This window comes from Pseudomonas sp. SWRI68 (assembly GCF_014269165.1).
Lineage (GTDB): Bacteria > Pseudomonadota > Gammaproteobacteria > Pseudomonadales > Pseudomonadaceae > Aquipseudomonas > Aquipseudomonas capeferrum.
On the sequence record NZ_JABWRU010000005.1, the window covers coordinates 52,755 to 76,907 of the forward strand.

Sequence of the window (24,153 nt, forward strand, 5' to 3'; positions counted from 1 at the left end):
GTACCGGTAACGGAACTCCTGCCACGCCCACCGCTCCAAGCAACACCCTGTAACGGCCCGGAACGATTTCCGGGCCGTTTTCGTTTAAAGTTCAGCGTTTTGGCAACGTCAGCCAAAGGTAAACCTCTGGTAAAGGGCCTTTGCTAAAACGATGCCAGTGCTTATCGTTCACCCTCCCCACATCGTTATTCCGAACAAGGTTCGTTCAACCCATGCAAGCGTCCAAATCCCTTTCCTCCCGTCGCTGGCTCGTCGGCCTGCTGATCCTGCTGCTGGTGGCCTTGCTGGCCTGGTGGCTGTGGCCCGCAACACCGGCCCACACAGAGGCCGGCAGCGGGCGCATGGGCAAGGGCGGGCGCCCAGGGTTCGGCGCATCCAGCGACCCGGTGCCGGTACGCGTCGAGCCGGCACGGGTTGGCGACTTCCCGCTCTATTACAAAGCCTTGGGCACGGTCACCGCGACCAACACCGTCAACGTGCGCAGCCGGGTGGGCGGTGAGCTGGTCAAGATCCACTTCAAGGAAGGCCAGCAGGTCAAGGCCGGCGACCTGCTCGCCGAGATCGACCCGCGCAGCTACCGCATCGCCTTGCAGCAGGCCGAAGGCACCCTGGCGCAGAACCAGGCTCAGTTGAAGAACGCCCAGGTAGACGTCGCGCGCTACCGAGGCCTGTATGCCGAAGACAGCATCGCCAAACAGACCCTCGACACCGCCGAAGCCCAGGTCGCGCAGTTCCAGGGCCTGGTCAAGACCAACCAGGCGCAGGTCAACGACGCGCGCCTGAACCTCGATTTCACCCAGATCCGTGCGCCGATCAATGGCCGTGTAGGGCTGCGTCAGCTCGACCTGGGCAACCTGGTAGCCGCCAACGACACCACGGCGCTGGTCGTCATCACCCAGACCGAGCCGATCAACGTCGTGTTCACCCTGCCGGAAACTGAGCTGAGCACCGTACTGGAACGTTATCGCAGCGGCGCCAGCCTGCCGGTCGAAGCCTGGGACCGCAGCGACAGCAAGCTGCAGTCCAGCGGTGTACTGGGCAGTATCGATAACCAGATCGACACCACCACCGGCACCCTCAAGTTCAAGGGCCGGTTCGAGAACAAGGACCTGGCCCTGTTCCCCAACCAGTTCGTCAACGTGCGCCTGCTGGCCGACACCCTCAAGCAGGTGGTAATGGCCCCTGCGGCGGCCATCCAGTTCGGTAACGACGGCACCTTCGCCTATGTGATCAACGCCGAGAACACCGTCAACGTGCGCAAGCTCAAGGTCGGTGCCAGCGATGGTGAAAACAGCGTGATTCTCGAAGGCCTGGCTGCCGGCGACCGCCTGGTGCTGGAAGGCACCGACCGGCTGCGAGAGGGCACCAAGGTGGACGTGGTCGAAGACAGCTCGCAAGTGCCGACCGCCCCCGGTCAGCACCTGCAAGGCCAGGACGCCAAGGGCGCCGCCCAGGCTGCTGAAGCAGGCAAGGCGGGCGCATGAACCTCTCGCGCCTGTTCATCCTGCGGCCGGTCGCCACCACGCTGAGCATGCTGGCCATCGTCCTGGCCGGCCTGATTGCCTACACGTTGTTGCCGGTTTCGGCCCTGCCTCAGGTCGATTACCCGACCATCCGGGTCATGACCCTGTACCCCGGCGCCAGCCCGCAAGTCATGACCAGTGCGGTCACCGCGCCGCTTGAACGCCAGTTCGGGCAGATGCCGGGCCTGACCCAGATGGCCTCGACCAGCTCCGGCGGTGCTTCGGTGCTGACCCTGCGCTTCAGCCTCGACATGAACATGGATGTCGCCGAGCAACAGGTGCAGGCAGCGATTAATGCGGCCAGCAACCTGCTGCCCAGCGACCTGCCCGCACCGCCGGTGTACAACAAGGTCAACCCGGCCGACACCCCGGTGCTGACCTTGGCCATTTCCTCCAAGACCATGCCGCTGCCCAAGCTCAACGACCTGGTCGATACCCGGGTGGCGCAAAAGCTCGCCCAGATCAGTGGCGTGGGCATGGTCAGTATCGCCGGTGGCCAACGCCAGGCGGTGCGCATCAAGGTCAACGTCGATGCCCTGGCTGCCAATGGCCTCAACCTCGATGACGTGCGTACGTTGATCGGCGCCTCCAACGTCAACCAGCCCAAAGGCAACTTCGACGGCCCGACCCGGGTGTCGATGCTCGATGCCAACGACCAGCTGCGTTCCCCGGCGGAATACGCCAACCTGATCCTGGCCTACAACAACGGTGCGCCGCTGCGCCTGAAGGATGTGGCCGAGATCGTCGACGGTGCCGAAAACGAGCGCCTCGCCGCCTGGGCCAACGAAAACCAGGCCGTGTTGCTGAACATTCAGCGCCAGCCGGGGGCCAACGTCATCGAAGTGGTCGACCGGATCAAGGAACTGCTGCCTTCGATCACCGACAACCTGCCGGCCGGCCTCGACGTGTCGGTGCTCACCGACCGTACCCAGACCATCCGCGCTGCGGTCAAGGACGTGCAGCACGAGTTGCTGATCGCCATCGTCCTGGTGGTCATGGTCACCTTCGTGTTCCTGCGCCGTTTCAGTGCCACCCTGATCCCGTCGATTGCCGTACCGCTGTCGCTGATCGGCACCTTTGGCGTGATGTACCTGGCCGGTTTTTCGGTGAACAACCTGACCCTCATGGCCCTGACCATCGCCACCGGTTTCGTGGTGGACGATGCCATCGTCATGCTGGAGAACATCTCCCGGCACATCGAGGAGGGCGAAACCCCCATGCAGGCCGCGCTCAAGGGCGCCCGGCAGATCGGCTTCACCCTGATATCGCTGACCTTCTCGCTGATCGCGGTACTGATCCCGCTGCTGTTCATGGCCGATGTGGTCGGCCGGCTGTTCCGCGAGTTCGCGATCACCCTGGCGGTGGCGATCCTGATTTCCCTGGTCGTGTCGCTGACCCTCACGCCGATGATGTGCGCGCGCTTGCTCAAGCGCGAGCCCAAGGAAGAAGAGCAGGGCCGTTTCTACCGCGCCAGTGGCGCCTGGATCGACTGGCTCATCGAGCACTACGGCCGCGGCCTGCAGTGGGTGCTCAGGCATCAGCCGCTGACCCTGCTGGTGGCGGTGGCCAGCCTTGCACTTACCGTGGTGCTCTACATGGCGGTGCCCAAGGGCTTCTTCCCGGTGCAGGACACCGGCGTGATCCAGGGTATTTCCGAAGCGCCGCAATCGACCTCGTTCGCCGCCATGAGCGAGCGCCAGCAATCGCTGAGCAAGGTAATCCTGCAGGACCCGGCCGTGCAGAGCCTGTCGTCCTACATTGGCGTGGATGGCGACAACGCCACGCTCAACAGTGGGCGTTTGCTGATCAACCTCAAGCCGCACGGTGAACGTGACGTCACCGCCGGCGAAGTCATCAGCCGCCTGCAGCCGCAGCTCGACAAGCTGGTGGGCATCCGCCTGTTCATGCAGCCGGTGCAGGACTTGAGCATCGAGGATCGGGTCAGCCGCACCCAGTACCAGTTCAGCCTGTCCTCGCCTGACGCCGACCTGCTGGCGCAGTGGAGCGGCAAGCTGGTGCAGGCGCTGCAACAGCGCCCGGAGCTTGCCGACGTGGCCAGCGACCTGCAGGACAAGGGCCTGCAGGTGTACCTGGTGATCGACCGCGACATGGCCAGCCGCCTTGGCATCACGGTTGCGCAGATCACCAACGCCTTGTACGACGCCTTCGGCCAGCGGCAGATCTCGACCATCTACACCCAGGCCAGCCAGTACCGCGTGGTGCTGCAGTCGCAAGCCGCCGCCAGCATCGGCCCGCAGGCGCTGGAGTCGATCCACGTCAAGGCCACCGATGGCGGCCAGGTGCGGTTGTCGGCGCTGGCGCGTATCGAGCAGCGCCAGGCGCAGTTGGCGATTTCGCACATCGGCCAGTTCCCGGCGGTGATGATGTCGTTCAACCTGGCACATGGCGCGTCGCTGGGCGAGGCGGTGAAGGTCATCGAGCAGGTGCAGCAGGAGATCGGCATGCCGATTGGCGTGCAAACCCGCTTCCAGGGCGCCGCAGAAGCCTTCCAGGCCTCGCTGTCGAGCACCTTGCTGCTGATTCTCGCCGCCGTGGTGACCATGTACATCGTGCTGGGTGTGCTCTACGAGAGCTACGTCCACCCGGTCACCATCCTTTCGACCTTGCCCTCGGCGGCGGTCGGCGCGTTGCTGGCATTGCTCATCAGTGGCAACGACCTGGGCATGATCGCCATCATCGGCATCATCCTGCTGATCGGCATCGTCAAGAAGAACGCGATCATGATGATCGACTTTGCCCTTGAAGCCGAACGCCATCAGGGCATGACCCCGCAGGACGCCATCTACCAGGCCGCGTTGCTGCGCTTCCGGCCGATCCTGATGACCACCCTGGCCGCGTTGTTCGGTGCGGTGCCGCTGATGCTCGCAACCGGCTCCGGTGCCGAACTGCGCCAGCCGCTGGGCCTGGTGATGGTGGGCGGGCTGCTGGTCAGCCAGGTGCTGACACTGTTCACCACGCCGGTCATCTACCTTTATTTTGATCGGCTTGCGCATCGTTTTGGTCGGCAGGACGTTGCGGAGGAGCCGGCATGAGCGGCCTCAAGCATCAAGCCGCAAGCTGCAAGCTGATTGGCGTGAGCCGGAGTTCCGAGCCTGCTCGCACGCCCACTTGTAGCTTGCAACTTGCAGCTTGGAGCTACAAATGAACCTGTCCGGTCCTTTCATCCGGCGCCCGGTAGCGACCATGCTGCTGAGCCTGGCGATCATGCTGCTGGGTGGGGTCAGCTTCGGCCTGCTGCCGGTTGCGCCGCTGCCGCAGATGGACTTCCCGGTGATCGTGGTGCAGGCCAACCTGTCCGGTGCCAGCCCTGAAGTCATGGCCGCCACCGTGGCCACGCCGCTGGAACGCAAGCTGGGCAGTATCGCCGGCGTTACCACGCTGACCAGCAGCTCCAACCAGGGCTCGACGCGGGTGATCATCGGCTTTGAAATGGGCCGTGACATCGACGGCGCGGCGCGTGAGGTGCAGGCGGCCATCAATGCCACCCGCAACCTGCTGCCCAGCGGCATGCGCAGCATGCCCACGTACAAGAAGATCAACCCGTCGCAGGCACCGATCATGGTGCTGTCGCTGACCTCCGATGTGCTGCAGAAGGGCCAGCTGTACGATTTGGCAGACACCATCCTGTCGCAGAGCCTGGCCCAGGTATCCGGGGTAGGGGAGGTGCAGATCGGCGGCAGTTCGCTGCCGGCCGTGCGCATTTCGGTGGAGCCGCAGTTGCTCAACCAGTACGGCGTGTCGCTGGACGAGGTGCGCACCGCCGTGGCCAACGCCAACCAGCGCCGGCCCATGGGCTTCGTCGAGGATGCCGAGCGTAGCTGGGAGGTGCGGGCCAACGACCAGCTGGAAACGGCCAAGGACTACGAGCCGGTGGTGATCCGCCAGCAGAACGGCACCATTCTGCGTCTGTCCGACGTGGCGACCATCACCGACAGCGTCGAGAACCGCTACAACAGCGGCTTCTTCAACGACCAGAGCGCGGTGCTGCTGGTGGTCAACCGCCAGACCGGGGCCAACATCATCGAGACGGTCGACCAGATCAAGGCGCAGTTGCCAGCGTTGCAGTCGCTACTGCCGGCCAGCGTCCAGCTGAACGTGGCCATGGACCGCTCGCCGGTGATCAAGGCGACCCTCAAGGAGGCCGAGCACACCCTGTTGATCGCGGTAGGCCTGGTGATTCTGGTGGTCTACCTGTTCCTTGGCAGCCTGCGTGCCTCGTTGATCCCGAGCCTGGCGGTACCGGTGTCGCTGGTGGGCACCTTTGCCGTCATGTACCTGTGCGGTTTCTCCCTCAACAACCTGTCGCTGATGGCGCTGATTTTGGCCACGGGCCTGGTGGTGGACGATGCCATCGTGGTGCTGGAGAACATCTCCCGGCACATCGAGGATGGCCAGCCGCCGATGCGTGCGGCGTTCCTGGGTGCCAAGGAAGTGGGCTTCACGCTGTTGTCGATGAACGTGTCGCTGGTGGCGGTATTCGTCTCGATCCTGTTCATGGGCGGCATCGTGCGCAGCCTGTTCCAGGAGTTTTCGATCACGTTGGCGGCGGCGATCATCGTCTCGCTGGTGGTCTCGCTGACCCTGACACCGATGCTCTGCGCGCGCTGGCTCAAGCCGCACCAGGCGCAGCAGACGCGCGTGCAGCGCTGGAGCGACAAGCTGCACCAGCGCATGGTCAATGGCTATGACCGCAGCCTTGGCTGGGCGCTGCGCCACAAGCGCCTGACCCTGCTCAGCCTGTTGGCCACTATCGGCATCAACATTGCCCTGTACGTGGTGGTGCCCAAGACACTGATGCCGCAGCAGGACACCGGCCAGTTGATGGGCTTTATCCGAGGTGACGATGGCCTGTCGTTCAGCGTGATGCAGCCGAAGATGGAAATCTACCGCCGCGCCTTGCTCGCCGACCCTGCGGTGCAGAGCGTGGCGGGCTTTATCGGCGGCAACAGTGGTACCAACAATGCCATGGTGCTCGTGCGCCTGAAACCGATCAACGAGCGCAAGATCGATGCCCAGAAGGTTATCGAGCGCTTGCGTAAAGAGATGCCCAAGGTGCCCGGCGGGCGCCTGTTCCTGATGGCCGACCAGGACTTGCAACTGGGTGGCGGCGGGCGTGACCAGACTTCGTCGCAGTACCTCTATACCCTGCAGAGCGGCGACCTGGCAGCCCTGCGCGAGTGGTTCCCGAAAGTGGTCGCGGCGGTGCGTGCCTTGCCCGAATTGACCGCCATCGACGCCCGTGACGGCGCCGGCACCCAGCAGGTAACCCTGGTGGTCGATCGTGACCAGGCCAAGCGCCTGGGCATCGACATGGACATGGTCACCACGGTGCTCAACAACGCCTACAGCCAGCGGCAGATCTCGACCATCTACGACAGCCTCAACCAGTACCAGGTAGTGCTGGAGATCAACCCGAAATACGCCTGGGACCCGAGTACCCTGGAGCAGGTGCAGGTGATCACCAATGATGGCGCCCGGGTGCCGTTGTCGACCATTGCCCACTACGAGAACAGCCTGGCCAATGACCGGGTCAGCCACGAGGGCCAGTTTGCCTCCGAAGACATTGCCTTCGACGTTGCCGAAGGCTACAGCCCCGACCAGGCCATGGCTGCAGTGGAGCGGGCGGTGGCCAAGCTGGGCCTGCCCGAAGAAGTCATCGCCAAGCTCGGCGGCACCGCCGACGCTTTCGCCAAGACCCAGGAAGGCCAGCCCTTCATGATCCTCGGCGCGCTGGTGCTGGTGTACCTGGTGCTGGGCATTCTTTATGAAAGCTACATTCACCCGCTGACCATTCTCTCGACACTGCCCTCGGCGGGCGTCGGTGCCTTGCTGGCGCTGTATGTCACCGGCGGCGAGTTCAGCCTCATCTCGCTGCTGGGCCTGTTCCTGCTGATTGGCGTGGTGAAGAAGAACGCGATCTTGATGATCGACCTGGCGCTGCAACTGGAGCGCCACCAGGGCCTGTCGCCGGAAGAGTCCATCCGCCGCGCTTGCCTGTTGCGCTTGCGGCCGATTCTGATGACCACCCTGGCGGCCATCCTTGGCGCCTTGCCGCTGCTGGTCAGCCGTGCCGAAGGCGCGGAAATGCGCCAGCCGCTGGGTTTGACCATCATCGGCGGCCTGGTCTTCAGCCAGATCCTCACCCTTTATACGACACCGGTGGTCTATCTGTACCTCGACCGCCTGCGTCACCGTTTCAACCATTGGCGCGGCGTGCGCACCGACGCCGCTCTGGATACCCCGCTATGAACTTTGCCCAGACACCCCTTCACCGTACCCTGCAGTCGTTGACCCTGGGGCGTGGCTCGCGCCTGCTCGGCGCCAGCCTGTGTGTGGCGCTGCTCAGTGCCTGTACCCTGAGCCCGGACTACCACCGCCCCGAGCTGAGCACCCCGGCGCAGTACAAGCAGGCCGAGGGCTGGAGCCAGGCCAAGCCGTCGGACGCCATTGCCCGTGGCGCCTGGTGGGAGGTCTATGGCGATGCCGGGCTCAATGCCTTGGTCGAAGAGCTCAACCGCAGCAACCAGACCGTCGCGCAGTCCGAAGCCCAGTACCGCCAGGCCCAGGCGCTGGTGCGCAGCAGCCGCGCCGCGCTGTTCCCGAGCCTGGACCTGAGCGCCAGCAAGAACCGTTCGGCTCAAGGCACTGGCAGCTCCAGCTCCAGCCTGTCGAACAACAGCAGCGGCATTCGCAACACCTACAACACGCAGCTCGGCGTGAGCTGGGAGATCGACCTGTGGGGCAAGCTGCGTGAAACCTTGAACGCCAACGAAGCCAGTGCCGAAGCCAGCTTTGCCGACCTTGCCTCGATCCGCCTGAGCCAGCAGTCGGAGCTGGTGCAGAACTACCTGCAGTTGCGTGTGATCGATGAGCAGAAGCGCCTGCTGGAAGCGACCGTGGCCACCTACGAGCGCTCGCTGCGCATGACCGAAAACCAGTACCGCGCCGGTGTGTCCGGGCCAGATGCGGTGGCGCAGGCGCGGACCCAGCTGAAAAGCACCCAGGCGGACCTGATCGACCTGATCTGGCAGCGTGCGCAGTTCGAGAATGCCATTGCCGTGTTGCTGGGCAAGGCCCCGGCTAACTTTGCATTGGCCGACAGCAAGAGCATCCCGGCGCTGCCGGACATCCCCGTGACATTGCCCTCGCAATTGCTCGAGCGCCGCCCGGACATTGCCTCGGCCGAGCGCAACGTGATGGCCGCCAACGCCAATATCGGCGTATCGCGGGCTGCCTACTTCCCCGACCTGAGCCTGAGCCTGAGTGGGGGCTATTCCAGCAGCAGCTTCAGCAATTGGATCGAACTGCCGAACCGGTACTGGTCGGTAGGGCCTTCGCTGGCCATGACCCTGTTCGATGCGGGCAAGCGCAGCGCCGAGGTGGACCGTACCGTGGCGGTGTATGACCAGACCGTAGCGCAGTATCGCCAGACCGTGCTCGATGGCTTCAAGGAAGTGGAAAACTACCTGGTGCAGCTGAAGGTATACGGCGATGAAGCGGTGGTACGCCAGGAGGCGTTGGACGCGGCGCGTGAGTCGCTTCGCCTGACGGAGAACCAGTACCGCGCGGGGCTGATCGGCTACCTGGATGTGGTGAACGTGCAGACCACGGCGTTGAGTAACGAGCGCAGTGTGCTGAACCTGCTGCAAGGGCGGTTGGTGGCGAGTGTGCAACTGATTGCCGCGCTGGGCGGCGGTTGGGATGCCGAGCAGGCGTTTGCCGAGTAGGAGCTCGCCCAGCCCTAGGGCTGTGTGAGCACCGGTCTTGCTCGAAACTCAGAAAACACGCATGACCCAGTAGGAGCGGGCTTGCCCCGCGAATACGGGCGAAGCCCGTGCCATTCTCTGCGGTGCCTGCTTCGCGGGGCAAGCCCGCTCCCACAGGCCGCGCCTGGGCAGGGCCTAAGAAGGGGATGTTGGATCCATTCCCATTCGCAAAAACCCCGTGCGTTTCGCCAAAGCTTGAGTACAATCGTCAGCTTTTTCCGGGCCCCTGGCCTGTCGCTGGAACTCCCAATGCTCACAGGCAGCTACTCCTCTTCGTTGGTGTTGATTTCGCTGTGCGTGGCGATCCTGGCGTCCTATACCGCCCTTGACCTGACCGGCCGTATTGCCACGGCCAAAGGCAGGGCTGTGCACCTGTGGATGGGGGGCGGCGCGCTGGCCATGGGCATCGGCGTGTGGTCGATGCACTTCATCGGTATGCTCGCGTTCAGCCTGCCCATCGACCTGGGCTACGACCTAGGGCTCACGGCGTTTTCGCTGTTGATCGCTGTGCTGTCGTCAGGCTTTGCCTTGTGGCTGGTGAGCCAGCCAAGCCTGCCCTGGCTGCAACTGGGCTTGGGTGCGTTGATCATGGGGGCAGGCATCAGTTGCATGCACTACACCGGTATGGCCGCGCTGCGCATGCTACCGGGCATCGACTATGACCCAACGCTGTTCGGCGCTTCGCTGTTGATCGCCGTTGGCGCCTCGGCGGCGGCGCTGTGGATCGCGTTTCGCTTGCGCAGGCACACCCCTTACGTGCGCCAGATCCGGGGCCTGGCGGCCGTGATCATGGGGGTTGCCATAGTGGGCATGCACTACACCGGCATGGCGGCGGCCAATTTCCCTGCGGGTAGCTTCTGTGGTGCGCTGGGCGGCGGGCTGCAAGGCGACGGGCTGGTCTACCTGGTGCTGATCACCACCCTGGCGGTATTGGCGGTGGCGTTGCTGACCTCGGTGCTGGACGCGCGCCTGGAAGCGCGCACCGCTGAACTTGCCCGCTCGCTGACCCTGGCCAACCAGGAGCTGACCCAGCTGGCCCTGCACGACACGCTCACCGACCTGCCCAACCGTACCCTGCTGGCCGACCGCATCGAGCAGGCCATCGGCAAGGTGGCGGAGCAGGGCGGGTGCTTTGCCTTGATGTTCATCGACCTGGATGGCTTCAAACCGGTCAACGATGCCTTTGGTCATCATGTCGGCGACTTGTTGCTCAAGGCCGTGGCCGCACGTTTGCGTGGCCACTTGCACAGCCAGGACACCTTGGCGCGCATTGGCGGCGACGAGTTCGTGCTGCTGGTGGAATTGCAGGAGCCAAACGATGCCATGGACGTGGCGGTCAAACAGGTCAACCTGGTGTCGCGGCCGTTCCGTGTCGCCGAGCATGATCTGCAACTCACGGCCAGCCTGGGCATCGTCTTGTACCCCGGCAATGGCCTGGACCAGCACGAGTTGCTGCGCAATGCCGATGCCGCGATGTACCACGCCAAAAGCGCAGGCAAGAATGGCTACAGCTTCTTCGACGTGTCGATGAACAGCAACGCCCGGCAGCAACTGCAGTTGCTGCAGGACCTGCGCCAGGCGCTGGAGCAGGGCCAGTTCCGCCTGCATTACCAGCCCAAGTTCGATGCCCAGGCCTGCCAGCCGATCGGTGCCGAAGCCCTGCTGCGCTGGGAGCACCCGCAGCAGGGGTTGTTGCTGCCTGATCGGTTCATCGGCCTGGCGGAAAAGACCGGCCTGATCATCCCCATTGGCGAATGGGTGCTCGACGAAGCCTGCCGGCAGATGCGTCAGTGGCTGGACCAAGGGCACCTGGGCTGGCGCATGGCGGTCAACCTTTCGGCCATCCAGTTCTGCCACGCTGGGCTGGTCGAAAGCGTGGCCCGGGCTTTGAGCGAGAATGGCCTGCCGGCCAACTGCCTGACCCTGGAAATCACCGAAACCACCGCCATGCACGACGCCGATGCCAGCCTGACGGTGCTGCAACGCCTGTCCGACATGGGCGTGGATTTGTCAATCGATGACTTTGGCACTGGTTACTCCAGCCTCATGTACCTCAAGCGCCTGCCGGCCAACGAACTGAAGATCGACCGTGGTTTCGTGCGTGACCTGGAGCAGGACAGCGATGACGCCGCGATTGTCTCTGCAATCGTTGCCCTGGGCCAGGCACTGGGGTTGCGCATCGTTGCCGAAGGGGTAGAGACCGACAAACAGCAAGACTTCCTCACCCGCCTGGGGTGCGATTCGCTGCAAGGTTATCTGCTGGGCCAGCCGGTGCCGGCAGAGCAGTTCATGGGCAATTTGCAGTCGCTGCGCCAGGAACCCGAGGTGCCGGTTTAGCCTGCGTCGCGCAAGGCGAAGACCGGTACGAAGGCGTCCATTTCGGCCTCGACCGCTTCGATGATGCGCTCGACATCCGCTGCGGCCATGATGGCGGCGCAAGGGATGCCGGCGATGGCCAGCAGGGTTTCCCCGGTGGCGCGGTCGAACAGGCGCGCGATCATGCTGCGCGGCGCATCCATGCTGGCCTCGAAGCCCAACGGGTGGAAATGCCAGCGCATCACCTGGCAGGCGTTCGGGAACGTCATCTTGTTCATGCCAGCCTCCTTGTCCTTACCTGGACGCGGTGAGCGGGTGGCCGCAGGCACGGCCGCCGGGAATGTAACCATAGCACCTGCCATGGGGAATTCCCGGCTGCAGATAGGGTTAATGTGCCAATGCATGACCGTGGTCACATCCTTTTCATGGACCGCACTGGGCTAATGACGTCTTGGCAAACGTTTTCCTTGGGCAACAGCGCGCGGATACAACTTTATTCTGCACAATCAGTACGTAGTAATTTCAGACGAATGGTGCGGCGTGCCATTTCTGACGCTCGATTGAATATGGGGCAGTCCGCCGATGGCATCTGATACGCGTGGACGGTTGAATTGAGATGCAATTTCTAATGGCGGCTGAAGGGTGGGCTGTTCCCGTAGAATCAATGTCCTGGCCCTCATCGACTGCTCGGTTGGGACAGACGCGGCAGCCATTGCCACGTCGCCGAGTACCCTAAAGCCTGGCGCTATCTGGTCAGCCAGATGGCCCCAAGTCTCCTTAATGACATGAGTGGCAGTGCGAATTAACCCGCGGGTAGCACGGAGTAGGTATCGAACTATCCAAAACTGACCGCTTGGATCATGTCGATTGACTGGATCGCCTTGGCAATAGCTGTATGAATTAAATCCCCCTTTTCCAAAGGGAGACAGCGCGTCCGATGAGGCGAACCGGAAAATGCCGGGTTTATAGAGACGCAGTCCATTGCCCAACGGATAACCGCCAGAAGCAGTGTCGAAGCGTTGGCCGACGAAAGATGACGAAAGCAAGGGTTCATCCGAGCTCCCGCCACCATAAGGTGTGTAGGGAAATGCCGAGCGTGTTGAAGCGCTTCCTATAATGGAGCGTGCGTCGTCTAACTGGTAAAGCTGCACATTCGTGGTATCAGATTTTTGCCCGATCCCGATTCCCTGAGCCCGCAGGATACGCTCGGATGAGGCACCCTTGATACTGCATAAGCGATTTGCCTCGTAGAAGAATCGCGTAGACGTTGGAGGTTGGGCAAAAATAGTCATGGTTTCGACCTGCAGCGGATAACGAATTCCTTATTCTTTCTGCCTGTTGACGGGCCGTCTACTGGCAGAACTGTCAGGGTAATTAACCCAGCAGGCCCGCCGCAATATTGATGGTGAACCCCAGAATCGCCGTGTTGAACACGAAGCCGACCACGGAGTGCGCCAGCACCACCCGCCGCAGCCCGCGCCCGGCGACGCCGACATCGGACGTTTGCACCGCCACGCTGATGGTGAACGAGAAGTAATGGAAGTCCCAGTAATCGGGGTTGCGTTCGCCATCGGCGAAGCGCAGTGGGGGTTCGTGGTTTTGCCCGTTATAGAACAGCCGGGCGTAGTGCAGGCTGAAAATGCAGCCGATCAGCAGCCAGGAGCCGGCCACAGTCAAGCCGGTGTAGAGGTAGTGCAGGGTCAGCGCATTGCCTTGCAGGCCGCGGCTGGAGACCAGTTGCAGGGTGATCGCGGCCAGGCTGGCGATGGCGGCGATGCACACGGTAAACAGAACCAGCCCGGCGTTTTCGTCCTCGATCTGGGCGACCTTGCGGACTTTATCCGGGTTGGCGTTCCAGGTCAGCCACAGCACCAGCAGCAGGTAAAGCCAGACACCGAGGTTCCAGCCGACGAGGATGTGCTGGACGGTGTCACCTGCCGGGACCAGCCAGGCGCCGATGATGCCGACCAGGGCGGCGAGCGTGAGGCGGGGGTGAGTGCGGGTCAGGCGGTGGACAGCCATGGGGCCTCGTTGCCGGGGAGTGATGGCAAATACTCTAGACCATCGCGCGGCATTGCAACTCTCAGTACACTGCAGGCTCCAACACCAACATCCGTTGAACTCGAGGTTTCTGCATGACGCTCAGTCCTTTGGCAGGCAAGCTGGCTCCGGCCAGCGTGCTGGTCGATATTCCCCGACTGCTCACCGCTTACTACACCGGCCGCCCCGACGCGGCGGTGGCGGCCCAGCGGGTGGCCTTCGGCACCTCGGGGCACCGAGGTACTTCCTTCGAGTTGAGTTTCAACGAGTACCACGTGCTGGCCATCACCCAGGCCATCTGCCTGTACCGCCAGGAGAAGGGCATCGACGGCCCGCTGTTCATCGGCGCCGACACCCACGCGCTGTCGGCACCGGCCTCGGCCAGTGCGCTGGAAGTGCTGGCGGCCAACGGCGTGCAGGTGATGTTGTCCAAAGACGACGAGTACACGCCGACCCCGGCGGTGTCCCACGCCATCCTTTGCTACAACCGTGGCCGCGAACAAGGCCTTGCCGACGGCATCGTCATCACGCCGTCGCACAACCCGCCGCAAAGCGGCGGCTTCAAGTACAACCCGCCCAATGGAGGCCCGGCCGACAGCGACGTGACCAAGTGGGTCGAGGCCAAGGCCAACGAACTGCTGGCGGCGAACCTGGCGGGCGTCAAGCGCATGGACCATGCCCAGGCCTTGCAAGCGGCCACCACCCATCGCCACGACTACGTGAGCCACTACGTGGCAGACCTGGGCAATGTCATCGACTTCGATGTGATTCGCAGCGCCAACCTGCGCCTGGGTGTTGACCCGTTGGGTGGGGCCGGGGTGCATTACTGGGCGGCGATCGCCGAGCATTACAAGCTCAACCTGGAAGTGGTCAACACCGAGGTCGACCCGACCTTCCGCTTCATGACCGTCGACTGGGACGGCCAGATCCGCATGGACCCATCCTCGCCCCACGCCATGCAGGGCCTGATTGGCCTGCGCGAGCGCTTCGACGTGGCGTTTGCCTGCGACCCGGACCACGACCGCCATGGCATCGTCACCCCGGATGGCCTGTTGCAGCCGAACAACTACCTGGCTGTGGCCATCGACTACCTGTTCCGTCACCGCCCGCAGTGGCGCAGCGACGCGGCAGTGGGCAAGACCGTTGTGTCCAGCGGCCTGATCGACCGCGTCACCGAGCGCCTGGGCCGCGAACTGTATGAGGTGCCGGTGGGCTTCAAGTTCTTTGCCCAAGGCCTGTTCGATGGTTCGTTGGGTTTTGGTGGCGAGGAAAGCGCGGGGGCGTCGTTCCTGCGCCGCGATGGCTCGGTCTGGGCCACTGACAAGGACGGGTTGATTCCGGCCTTGCTGGCCGCAGAGATGACCGCACGAACCGGGCGTAATCCGAGCCAGGCCTATGCGGACCTGACGGCGGCACTGGGCAAGCCGTTTGCTACGCGTGTCGAGGCCAAGGCCGATGTACGGCAGAAGGCGTTGCTGAGCAAGCTGGCACCCGAACAGGTCAAGTCGACCGAACTGGCCGGTGAGCCGATCGTGCAGATCCTCAGCCATGCGCCAGGCAACGGCCAGGCGATTGGCGGGTTGAAGGTGATGACCGCCAACGGCTGGTTTGCCGCGCGGCCGTCGGGCACCGAGGACATCTACAAGATCTACGCCGAGAGCTTCATCGACGAGGCGCACCTGCAGCGCCTGGTGCAGGAAGCGCAGGTGTTGGTGGACGCCGCCATCGCCTGATTCCCTGCAGAGGCGGCCTTGCCGGGCCGCTTCTCTGCCTCAGGCGGTAGGCAGCTCGAACCCGGCAACCCCACGCCCAAGCTTCAACGCCTGCGCATGCAGCACCTGCATCAGGTGCAGCGCCGAGTGCGAGGGCGGTTCGAAGCGCGAATAGACAAAGCTGATGTCGAAGTGGATTTCTTCGGCCAGTGGCACCACCGCCAAGCCGCTGTCCTGCGCCACGAACTCGTCGATCAGGGTAAGCCCCATGCCTTGCTTGACCAGGGCCACGGCTTCGTTGGCATTGGTGAACGACAACAATGATTGCAGCTGCAGGCCGCGCTGGTGGATGTGTTCGGCCAGCAGTTTGCCAAACGGCATGTCGGGCCTGAACAACAGCAAGTCATGGCCTTGCAGTTGCTCCAGGGTCAGGGATGCCTGCCGCGCCAGGGCGTGCTCCGGCGGCATCACCACCACCATGCGGCCACGCATGAACGCCCGTGAATGCAGGTGATCGTGGATCACCGGCAAGGCGGCAATCGACAGGTCGACCTTCTTCGACAGGATCTGGTTCGGCATTTCACCCATCAGCGAGGTTTGCCACTCGATGTTCAGCGAGGGCGACTCGCGCTTGAGCTGGGCCAGCGCAATCGGGATGACCACGGTCGACAGTGATGCGCTGCACGAGATGCGCAGGTTGCGATGGCCGCCACTGGCCAGTGACAACGCACATTCATTGACCTCCAGCGCCGCCTGATACACCCGCTCGACTTCGCGAAAGAGAATCTGCGCCTCGTGGGTAGGCACCAGGCGGTTGTTGATGCGCTCGAACAACCGGTACGCCAGGCGCCCCTCGATGTACTGGATCAACTTGCTCACCGCCGGCTGCGACACATAAAGCATTTTCGCCGCCGCGCTGATCGACCCGGTCAGCATCACCGCACGAAACACTTCCATGTGCCGCAGTTTGAACACCAGCGCGCGGGTTTCCGGGCCTTCGTTGTCGAGGGGCATGAGCATTACCTTTGGTTATGGTATTCGCCATCTGGGTATGAGCGCTTCCGCTGGGCTCGCAGTATCTTGAACCGAGTCGAGCCGCCTTTGCGGCGCACCATAACAAGATCTGCAGGCAAGCGCAGCGGCGCTTGAGGGGAGTGCTGCGTGAACATCTTTGACGAACCCAAGATCGATTGCCATAACCATCTGTTTGACCCCGCCCGCTTTGCCTATCACCCCGACGCGCCCTATGCACCTTCCGGGCAGGAGGTCGCCACCCTCGAGCAGTTCAACCGGGTGATGGAAGCCTACGGTGTGCAGCATGCCTTGCTGGTAGGCCCCAACAGCGGCTACCACACCGACAACCGTTGCCTGTTGCACGCCCTGGCCGTGGGGCAGGGGCGTTTCAAGGGCGTGGCGGTGGTCGACCCTGGCATCACCCTCGATGCGCTGGCCGCGCTGCGGGCCCAAGGGGTGGTCGGGGTGGCTTTCAACCCGGCGCTGTACGGTGTGGCGAGCCTCGACGCGGTCGACGGGCTGTTCGGCAAGCTCGCCGAACTCGACCTGTTTGCCCAGGTGCAGGTCTGCGAAGACCAGTTGCTGGCGTTGCGCGGGCTGCTGCAGCGTACCTCGGCACGCCTGTTGATCGACCACTGCGGCCGACCAGACGTATGCGCCGGCGTCCAGCAGCCGGGCTTCCAGGCCTTGCTGCAGTTGGCTGGCAGCGGCCGGGCCAGCGTCAAGCTGTCCGGTATGCAGAAGTTTGCCGCGGCCGATGCACTGCTGGCGCAGAGCAGTGCCTACGTCCATGCCCTGATCGAGGCCTTTGGCCCGGCTGCCTGTGTGTGGGGCTCCGACTGGCCGTTCATTCGCCAGCGCGCGCGGGTGGACTACGGGCCCTTGCTGAAACTGGCCGAGCGCCTGATGCCGGACGCGCAACTGCGCCGCAAGGTCATGTGGGACACGCCGCGACGTCTGTTCGGGTTCGCCTGACGCAGCGCCCTTTGCCATTCCAATAACAAGAGAGCAACCGTCATGAACACTGAGCAGAACATCGGCTTGGGGGTGTTCGACACCCCAGCACGCCTGCAACAACGCACCCGCACGCGCTTCATGATCCTGGCGCTGATATCTGGCGGCACCATGATCAACTACCTCGACCGCAGCGTGATGGGCATAGCGGCGCCCAGTATCAGTGCCGACCTGGGCCTGAATGCGGCGATGATGGGGGTGATTTTTTCGGCGTTTTCCTGGACCTACGCGGCGGCGCAGATCCCGGGCGGGATCCTCATCGACCGGCTGGGTACCAAGTTTACCTACTGGCTGGCCTTGACGCTGTGGTCGCTGTTCACCGGCTTGCAGGGGTTGGCCCAGGGCTTTCTGTCGCTGTTGGGCATGCGTTTTCTGGTGGGGGTGACCGAAGCACCGTGCTTCCCCACCAACAGTCGCGTAGTGGCGACCTGGTTCCCGCAGAGTGAACGGGCCAGGGCGACCGGTATCTACACCTTCGCCGAGTACACCGGGCTGGCCTTTTTAACGCCGCTGCTGTTCTGGGTGCTGCATGCCTACGGCTGGCGTTTTCTGCTGATGGCGGTCGGGCTGATGGGCATCCTGTATGGCCTGGTCTGGTGGCGCAAATACCATGAACCGCACCAGTCCACCACGGCTAACCAGGCCGAACTCGACTACATCGCCGCCGGCGGCGGCGTGGTCGACGGTGGCCAGAAAGCCACGGTGTTCCGCTGGTCGCAGATCCCGGCGTTGCTCAAGCACCGCAACATGCTGGGTATCTGCCTGGGGCAGTTTGCCTGCAACTCGACCAACGTGTTCTTCCTGACCTGGTTTCCGACGTACCTGGTGACCGAGCGGCACATGCCGTGGCTGAAGGTCGGCTGGGTCGCAGTCCTGCCTTTCATCGCCGCGTCGCTGGGGACCCTGGTCGGCGGCTGGTTGTCCGACGCCTTGCTGAGCCGTGGCTACTCGCTGAACGTGGCGCGCAAGCTGCCGGTGATTGCCGGCCTGCTCACGGCCTCGGTCATTGTGTTGGCCAACTATGTCGAATCCGACGCGCTGGTGATCGCCATTCTCTGCATCGCCTACTTTGCCCAGGGCATGTCGGCGCTGGCCTGGATGATCGTCTCCGATATCGCGCCTAAAGGCCTGCTGGGTTTGAGTGGCGGCCTGTTCAACCTGTTCGCCAACGCGGCGGGCATCGTCACCCCATTGACCATCGGCATCATCGTGTCAATGACCGGCTCGTTTGTCTGGGCCCTGGTCTTCGTGTCGTCGATCACCGTCCTGGGTGCGCTGTGTTACCTGTTCATGGTGAGCGACCTGCGTCGCCTGCCAGACGTTCCCTCTCTCGATAATGGAGCAAAGCAATGAGCCAATACCTGCAAGGGCAGACTGCAATCGTCACCGGCGGCATGCGTGGCATCGGCCTGGGCATTGCGCAGCGGTTGCACGCTGCCGGCGCCCAGGTGGTGATCTGGGACCTCGCGGTCGATGGCTGGGACGCGGCCCAGCACGGTTTCGAGCCTGTGCTGCGTCAGTCTGTCGATGTGTCGTCCCTGGCTTCGGTAGAGGCGGCCTTCGCCCATGTGCTGGCGCAGGTCGGGCAGGTCGAGATCCTGGTCAACAACGCCGGTATCAATGGCCCGGTGGTGCCCGCCTGGGAATACCCGCCAGCGGCCTGGGACAAGGTCATCGCCATTGACCTGAACGGCGTGTTCTATTGCTGCCGCACCGCCATCCCGCACATGCGTGAGCGCGGCTACGGGCGCATCGTCAATGTCGCCTCGATGGCCGGCAAGGATGGCGTGCAATACATCTCGGCCTACTCGGCAGCCAAGGCAGGGGTGATCGCCTTCACCAAGGCCGCGGCCAAGGAGCTGGCGCAGGATGGCGTGTTGCTCAACTGCGTGGCGCCGGCCATGGTCGAAACACCGCTGATGGCCGAGATGACCCCGGAGCACATTGCCGCGAGCAAGGCCAAGATCCCCATGGGGCGGTTCCTGAAGGTAGAGGAAATCGCCAACATGGTGAGCTGGATCGCCGGGCCCGAGTGCAGTTTCACCACCGGCTTCGTGTTCGACCTCAGCGGCGGGAGGGCGACCTATTGAGTGGCCTCGGCGTCGCTCACCTGACGGCGCTGGACCTGGCGCCTGCGGTGCTGGTGCGCGAGGCGCGCCGTGCCGGCTTCAGTTCGGTGGGGCTGCGCTTGCACCCGGTGCTCCCGGGTGCACTGGCTTACCCGGAAGCGGCGGGTAGCCAGGCGCTGCGTGAGCTCAAGGCGGTGATGGCGGGCGAGGGCGTGCGGGTCGCTGACATCGAGTTCGTGTCATTGACGCCCGAGGTGGTGGTCGCCGATTACGAGCCGTTGCTGGCGGCAGGTGCAGAGCTGGGGGCGGTGAGCTTGACGGTGTCGGGGGATGACGCCGATTTCGCGCGGCTGACCGGGCACTTCGCGGCCTTGTGCGTGCTGGCGCGGGGTTATGGCCTGCGCGTGGACCTTGAGTTCATGCGCTGGCGGCCGGTGGCGACCGTGCAGCAGGCCTACAGCGTGGTGGCAGGGGCGGGGCAAGGCAACAGCGGTGTGCTGGTCGATGCCCTGCACTTGTTTCGCGCGGGGGGGCAGGTGGCGGACCTTGCCCACATGGACCCGCGTTACTTGCAGGCCGTGCAGTTATGCGATGCGCCCCTGCAGGCGCCACCCGAGAGCGGCATCATCCAGGAAGCGCGCCAGGGCCGGCAGTTGCCGGGCGACGGGCAACTGCCGTTGGTGCAGTTGCTCGCAGCCTTGCCCAAAGGCGTCAGCCTCAGCGTGGAAGTGCCGTCAGCCCAGTTGCACGGGGCACAGCGGCTAACGGCGGCTGCGCGGGTAACGCAGGCCTGGCTGAGTGCGCAGGCGGTGGCTCAAGCCTGATCCGGCACCACGGCGATCACGTCGATCTCCATCAGCCACTCGGCCTGGGCAAGGCCTGCCACCACTAGCCCGGTGGAAATCGGGAACACGCCCTTGAGCCACTTGCCGACTTCCTTGTACACCGGCTCGCGGAAGCGCGGGTCGGTGATGTAGGTGGTGGTCTTGACGATGTGCGACAGGTCCGAGCCTGCCTCTTCAAGCAGCTGCTTGACGTTTTTCATCGCCTGTTCGGCTTGTGCCCGTGGGTCACCCAGGCCCACCAGTCGCCCTTCGAAGTCGGTGCCCACCTGGCCGCGTACGTAGACGGTGTTGCCGGCGCGCACTGCCTGGCACAGGTCGTTGTCCAGGGTCTGGTTGGGGTAGGTGACCTTGGTGTTGAACATGCGGATACGGGTATGGGTAGGCATCAGTGGGCTCCGAGGGTGCTGACGTTGCTGATCGTGGGTTGTTGCTGGTCATCCGCTGCGCGTTGATCGCTGTCGCGGTAGGCCAGGTAGGTCCGTTGCGTGGCGATGTGGCCGGCGACGTGCTTGGCGTCGTGCCACACGCCCCAGATGAACGACGAGCCGCGGCGTGACAGCCAGGGCAGGCCGAGGAAGTACACGCCCGGTTCGCGGGCAACGCCGCGCTGGTGTTGAGGCTTGCCGTTGGCGTCGAAGGTGTCGACCTGCAACCAGCTGAAGTCCACGCCATAGCCGGTGGCCCAGATGATGCTGCTGACGCCGGCCTTCATCAGGTCGAGTTCGAGCAGCGGGTTGCTGACGCACTCTGGGTCGGGCAGCCGCTCGCGAGCTGCGGGCTCTTCTGGCAAGTCCAGGCCGTTGCGTTCGATGTAGGCATCGGCGGCATCGAGCAGGGCCAGGTAGTTCTCGTCGCCACGGCGAATGTTGTCCGCCAGGTTGTCCTGGAAGCGGGCAACGCCTTCGCTGAACGACTGAGTGAGGCCGACCAGGGTCATGCCTTGGTGGGCGAGGGCGCGGAAGTCCACCGTGTGGCCGCCGCGTGCGCCGCTAACGGCAATGGTCACGTGCTCACGGCCGGGCTTGGCGATTTCTGCGTCCCACTCGCCCAGCACGCCCAGCCACCAGCAGAAGTCGCGGTTGCGGTAGGCCCGTGGCGGGCGGTCATGGGCGCCGACCGAGAGGTACACCTGGCGCCCGGCGCGCATCAGTTCTTCGGCGATCTGCACGCCCGAAGAACCCGCACCCACTACCAGCACGGCGCCTGCGGGCAACTGCTCGGGGTTGAAATAGGCGGCGGAGTGGATCTGGTGCAGACGTGGGTCTTGCGGCGCAATGGCCGGAATCACCGGGCGCTGGAACGGGCCGGTGGCGGCGACCACGCGGTTGGCGCGGATCACGCCCTCGTTGGTTTCGATGGTGAAGCCGGGGCGGTCGCTGTTGCGCACCACTTTCTTCACTTCGATGCCGGTACGTACCGGCAGGTTGTACTTGCGCACGTAATGTTCGAAGTAGTCGGCGACCTGGTCCTTGCCGGCGAAGGCATCGGCATCGAGGTTGAATTCGAGCCCCGGGAAGCGGTCATGCCAGACCGGGCCGTTGGCGACCAGCGAGTCCCAGCGGCCGGTGCGCCAGGCTTCGGCGATGCGGTTGCGCTCCAGTACCAGGTGCGGCACGCCGAGCTTGTTCAGGTGTTCACTCATGGCCACGCCGGCTTGGCCGGCGCCGACGACGAGGGTGTCGATTTCGATGTTGTTCAGAGTCATGTCCGAGCCCTTTTCTGGCGATTTTTGTAAGGTCGGTTTGGAGGACCGCCGTTGCCTGGGGCCAGACTAGGGATGCAGCACAAATGGCGAAAATAGTATTTAGCTGGTGCTTGCCGATAAAACGGCGAAGGCCTTGATTCGTGCGGCTTGCAACGGTGTTTTGGCGGTTTTTCGCAGGGCGGGCGAGGGGCTTAGTTTTTTCCTGTTCAAGCCCTCGGAAAAAGGTCGTTTCGCGTGCTGGATGCTTCCACCCAGAATGGCGTGCATTGGACAGAACAACAGGAGCCATGACATGACTTTCTCCATCATCGGTCGCTGCCAGGAAACCGGCCAGGTCGGTATCGCCATCAGTTCGTCGAGCATTGCGGTAGGGGCACGCTGCCCCTGGGTTCGTGCAGGTGTGGGGGCGGTCGCGACCCAGAACATCACCTTGCCGGCACTCGGGCCGCAGCTGCTCGATGCCTTGGAGCAGGGGCAGTTGCCGCCTGCCGCGCTGGACCGGGTGCTCAATGCCAACGGCTGGAGCGAATACCGTCAGGTCACGGTGATCGACAGCCATGGCCAAGTTGCGCTGTTCACCGGCAAGCAGGCCCTGGGTGTACATGATGCCGTGGCGGGCGAGCAGTGCGCTGCGGCCGGTAACTTGCTGTCTTCCCGGCAGGTGATCGAGGCCATGGTGCACGCCTTCGAACAGGCCGAGGGGCATCTGGCCGACCGCCTGCTGGCGGCCATGCACGCGGCCATGGCGGCGGGGGGCGAGGCCGGCCCTGTGCACTCTGCGGCATTGAAGATTGCCGGGGAGCTGACCTGGCCCTTGGTGGACCTGCGTGTCGACTGGGCCGATGAGGACCCGATCGGGCAACTGGAGGGTCTGTGGCAGGCCTATCGCCCCCAGATGCAGGACTACGTGACCCGCGCCCTCGACCCCACGGCAGCGCCAAGCTACGGGGTACCGGGGAATGAGTGAGTTCGCCAGCCGCGCGCTGCTTGCCCGGCTGATCGGCTTTGCCACGGTCAGCCGCGATTCCAACCTGGCGCTGATTGGCTTTATCCGTGACTACTTGGCGGGTCTTGGCGTGGACTGCGAGTTGTTCCATAACGCCGAAGGCACCAAGGCCAACCTGTTTGCCACCATCGGCCCGCAGGACGTGGGCGGTGTGGTGCTGTCGGGGCACACCGACGTGGTACCGGTGGACGGCCAGGCCTGGACGGTCGAGCCGTTTGCCCTGAGCGAACGTGATGGGCGCTTGTACGGGCGCGGCGCTGCGGACATGAAGGGCTTCATTGCCTCGGTGCTGGCGGCGGTCCCGGCGTTTCTCGCGCGGCCTTTGCGTATGCCGCTGCACCTGGCGTTCTCCTATGACGAAGAAGTCGGTTGCCTGGGGGTACGTTCGATGCTCGCGGCCCTTGAACAGCGGCCCCATAAACCGCGGCTGTGCCTGATTGGCGAGCCGACCGAGCTCAAGCCGGTGCTAGGCCACAAGGGCAAGCTGGCCATGCGTTGTCAGGTCCATGGCGCGGCCTGCCATTCGGCCTATGCGCCTTATGGGGTGAATGCCATCGAGTACGCGGCGCGCCTGATCGGCAAGCTGGGCGAGATGGGTGAGGGGCTGGCGCAGCCCGAGCAGCATGACGTGCGTTTCGATCCGCCGTTCTCCACGGTGCAGACCGGCGTGATCAAGGGGGGCAGGGCGCTGAACATCGTGCCCGAGGAGTGCGAGTTCGACTTCGAGGTGCGTGCCTTGCCGGGCTTCGACGCGCAAGGGGTGGCTGACCAGTTGCAGGGTTACGCCGAGGCCGAGTTGCTGCCCCGCATGCGCGCCGTCAACGAGGGCGCCGATATCCGCCTGCAAGCACTCAGTGCCTACCCGGGGCTGGCCACGCCGGCTGACAGCGAGGCGGCGCAGCTGGTGGCGTTGCTCAGTGGTTCGCAAGCGTTCGGCACGGTAGCGTTCGGTACCGAAGGCGGCCTGTTCGATCAGGCGGGAATCCCGACGGTGGTCTGCGGGCCTGGCAGTATGGAGCAGGGTCACAAGCCGGACGAGTTTGTCAGTGTCGAGCAGTTGCAGGGGTGTGATGCCATGTTGCTGCGGCTGGTGGATTACCTGCGGCAGGGCTGAAAAACGGG

At 64.0% G+C, this 24,153-nt stretch carries 19 protein-coding genes; 12 read left to right on the forward strand and 7 right to left on the reverse strand.

Features of this window, described 5'->3' with window-relative positions; genetic code table 11:
- Positions 1-212 precede the first annotated feature (212 nt).
- The 5 genes from HU770_RS09880 (at position 213) to HU770_RS09900 (ending at position 11,647) form a co-directional block, all read left to right on the forward strand.
- The gene (locus HU770_RS09880) at positions 213-1,484 is read left to right on the forward strand and encodes an MdtA/MuxA family multidrug efflux RND transporter periplasmic adaptor subunit (RefSeq protein ID WP_186663561.1); all 1,272 of its coding nucleotides are present in this window, start codon (positions 213-215) and stop codon (positions 1,482-1,484) included.
- Complete coding sequence (locus tag HU770_RS09885) at positions 1,481-4,576, forward strand: MdtB/MuxB family multidrug efflux RND transporter permease subunit (RefSeq protein ID WP_186663562.1); 3,096 nt, start codon at positions 1,481-1,483, stop codon at positions 4,574-4,576. Before HU770_RS09880 ends, HU770_RS09885 begins: the two co-directional genes overlap by 4 nt.
- A gap of 109 nt (positions 4,577-4,685) precedes the next feature.
- On the forward strand, positions 4,686-7,793 hold the full coding sequence (locus HU770_RS09890; RefSeq protein ID WP_033697405.1) for an efflux RND transporter permease subunit: 3,108 nt from the start codon (positions 4,686-4,688) through the stop codon (positions 7,791-7,793).
- Positions 7,790-9,271 (forward strand): efflux transporter outer membrane subunit, encoded by a 1,482-nt coding sequence (locus tag HU770_RS09895; protein ID WP_186659550.1) that lies wholly within the window; start codon positions 7,790-7,792, stop codon positions 9,269-9,271. The genes HU770_RS09890 and HU770_RS09895 overlap by 4 nt, the downstream gene beginning before the upstream one ends.
- A 288-nt stretch (positions 9,272-9,559) precedes the next feature.
- Positions 9,560-11,647, forward strand: coding sequence for an EAL domain-containing protein (locus tag HU770_RS09900; RefSeq protein ID WP_186663563.1), 2,088 nt, complete (start codon positions 9,560-9,562; stop codon positions 11,645-11,647).
- Here the strand turns inward: HU770_RS09900 and HU770_RS09905 are convergent.
- The 3 genes from HU770_RS09905 to HU770_RS09915 all read right to left on the reverse strand — a co-directional run bounded on the left by HU770_RS09905 (position 11,644) and on the right by HU770_RS09915 (position 13,648).
- Positions 11,644-11,904 (reverse strand): DUF1652 domain-containing protein, encoded by a 261-nt coding sequence (locus HU770_RS09905; protein ID WP_027593589.1) that lies wholly within the window; start codon positions 11,902-11,904, stop codon positions 11,644-11,646. The genes HU770_RS09900 and HU770_RS09905 overlap by 4 nt on opposite strands.
- Before the next feature lie 228 nt (positions 11,905-12,132).
- A complete protein-coding gene (locus tag HU770_RS09910) occupies positions 12,133-12,918 on the reverse strand; it encodes an RHS repeat-associated core domain-containing protein (RefSeq protein WP_186663564.1) in 786 nt (261 codons plus the stop codon).
- Between the two features lie 82 nt (positions 12,919-13,000).
- Positions 13,001-13,648 (reverse strand): DUF1345 domain-containing protein, encoded by a 648-nt coding sequence (locus HU770_RS09915; protein WP_186659556.1) that lies wholly within the window; start codon positions 13,646-13,648, stop codon positions 13,001-13,003.
- 113 nt (positions 13,649-13,761) lie between these two features.
- Here HU770_RS09915 and pgm point away from each other — a divergent pair, with 113 nt between their 5' ends.
- A complete protein-coding gene (gene pgm, locus HU770_RS09920) occupies positions 13,762-15,399 on the forward strand; it encodes a phosphoglucomutase (alpha-D-glucose-1,6-bisphosphate-dependent) (RefSeq protein ID WP_186659558.1) in 1,638 nt (545 codons plus the stop codon).
- A gap of 39 nt (positions 15,400-15,438) precedes the next feature.
- On the opposite strand, the gene HU770_RS09925 is transcribed toward pgm, so the two are convergent.
- Positions 15,439-16,392: a LysR family transcriptional regulator gene (locus HU770_RS09925; protein ID WP_186659560.1), complete on the reverse strand. Its 954-nt coding sequence runs from the start codon at positions 16,390-16,392 to the stop codon at positions 15,439-15,441.
- Positions 16,393-16,539: 147 nt separating this feature from the next.
- Here HU770_RS09925 and HU770_RS09930 point away from each other — a divergent pair, with 147 nt between their 5' ends.
- Genes HU770_RS09930 through HU770_RS09945 form a run of 4 tightly spaced genes read left to right on the forward strand, consistent with a single transcriptional unit; the run spans position 16,540 to position 20,299 of the window.
- Entirely contained in the window at positions 16,540-17,367 is an 828-nt protein-coding gene (locus HU770_RS09930) for an amidohydrolase family protein (RefSeq protein WP_186663565.1), read from the forward strand.
- A 42-nt stretch (positions 17,368-17,409) separates the two neighbouring features.
- Positions 17,410-18,759, forward strand: coding sequence for an MFS transporter (locus HU770_RS09935; RefSeq protein WP_186663566.1), 1,350 nt, complete (start codon positions 17,410-17,412; stop codon positions 18,757-18,759).
- On the forward strand, positions 18,756-19,496 hold the full coding sequence (locus HU770_RS09940; RefSeq protein WP_186663567.1) for an SDR family NAD(P)-dependent oxidoreductase: 741 nt from the start codon (positions 18,756-18,758) through the stop codon (positions 19,494-19,496). Before HU770_RS09935 ends, HU770_RS09940 begins: the two co-directional genes overlap by 4 nt.
- Positions 19,493-20,299, forward strand: a complete 807-nt coding sequence (locus HU770_RS09945) for a sugar phosphate isomerase/epimerase (RefSeq protein ID WP_186663568.1) — start codon at positions 19,493-19,495, stop codon at positions 20,297-20,299. Before HU770_RS09940 ends, HU770_RS09945 begins: the two co-directional genes overlap by 4 nt.
- On the opposite strand, the gene HU770_RS09950 is transcribed toward HU770_RS09945, so the two are convergent.
- The 3 genes from HU770_RS09950 to HU770_RS09960 form a co-directional block, all read right to left on the reverse strand.
- Entirely contained in the window at positions 20,290-20,706 is a 417-nt protein-coding gene (locus HU770_RS09950) for a RidA family protein (RefSeq protein ID WP_033697417.1), read from the reverse strand. The two genes, HU770_RS09945 and HU770_RS09950, sit on opposite strands and share 10 nt — an antisense overlap.
- Positions 20,706-22,025, reverse strand: a complete 1,320-nt coding sequence (locus HU770_RS09955; protein ID WP_186663569.1) for an NAD(P)/FAD-dependent oxidoreductase — start codon at positions 22,023-22,025, stop codon at positions 20,706-20,708. The genes HU770_RS09950 and HU770_RS09955 overlap by 1 nt, the downstream gene beginning before the upstream one ends.
- A gap of 99 nt (positions 22,026-22,124) precedes the next feature.
- Positions 22,125-22,319 carry a hypothetical protein gene (locus HU770_RS09960; protein WP_186663570.1) on the reverse strand — a complete coding sequence of 65 codons (195 nt, stop codon included), beginning with the start codon at positions 22,317-22,319 and terminating at the stop codon, positions 22,125-22,127.
- Here HU770_RS09960 and HU770_RS09965 point away from each other — a divergent pair.
- Together HU770_RS09965 and argE are read left to right on the forward strand one after the other, a co-directional pair.
- Positions 22,318-22,992 (forward strand): DUF1028 domain-containing protein, encoded by a 675-nt coding sequence (locus tag HU770_RS09965; protein WP_186659575.1) that lies wholly within the window; start codon positions 22,318-22,320, stop codon positions 22,990-22,992. The two genes, HU770_RS09960 and HU770_RS09965, sit on opposite strands and share 2 nt — an antisense overlap.
- Positions 22,985-24,145, forward strand: coding sequence for an acetylornithine deacetylase (gene argE / locus HU770_RS09970; protein ID WP_186663571.1), 1,161 nt, complete (start codon positions 22,985-22,987; stop codon positions 24,143-24,145). The genes HU770_RS09965 and argE overlap by 8 nt, the downstream gene beginning before the upstream one ends.
- The last annotated feature ends 8 nt before the right edge of the window (positions 24,146-24,153 follow it).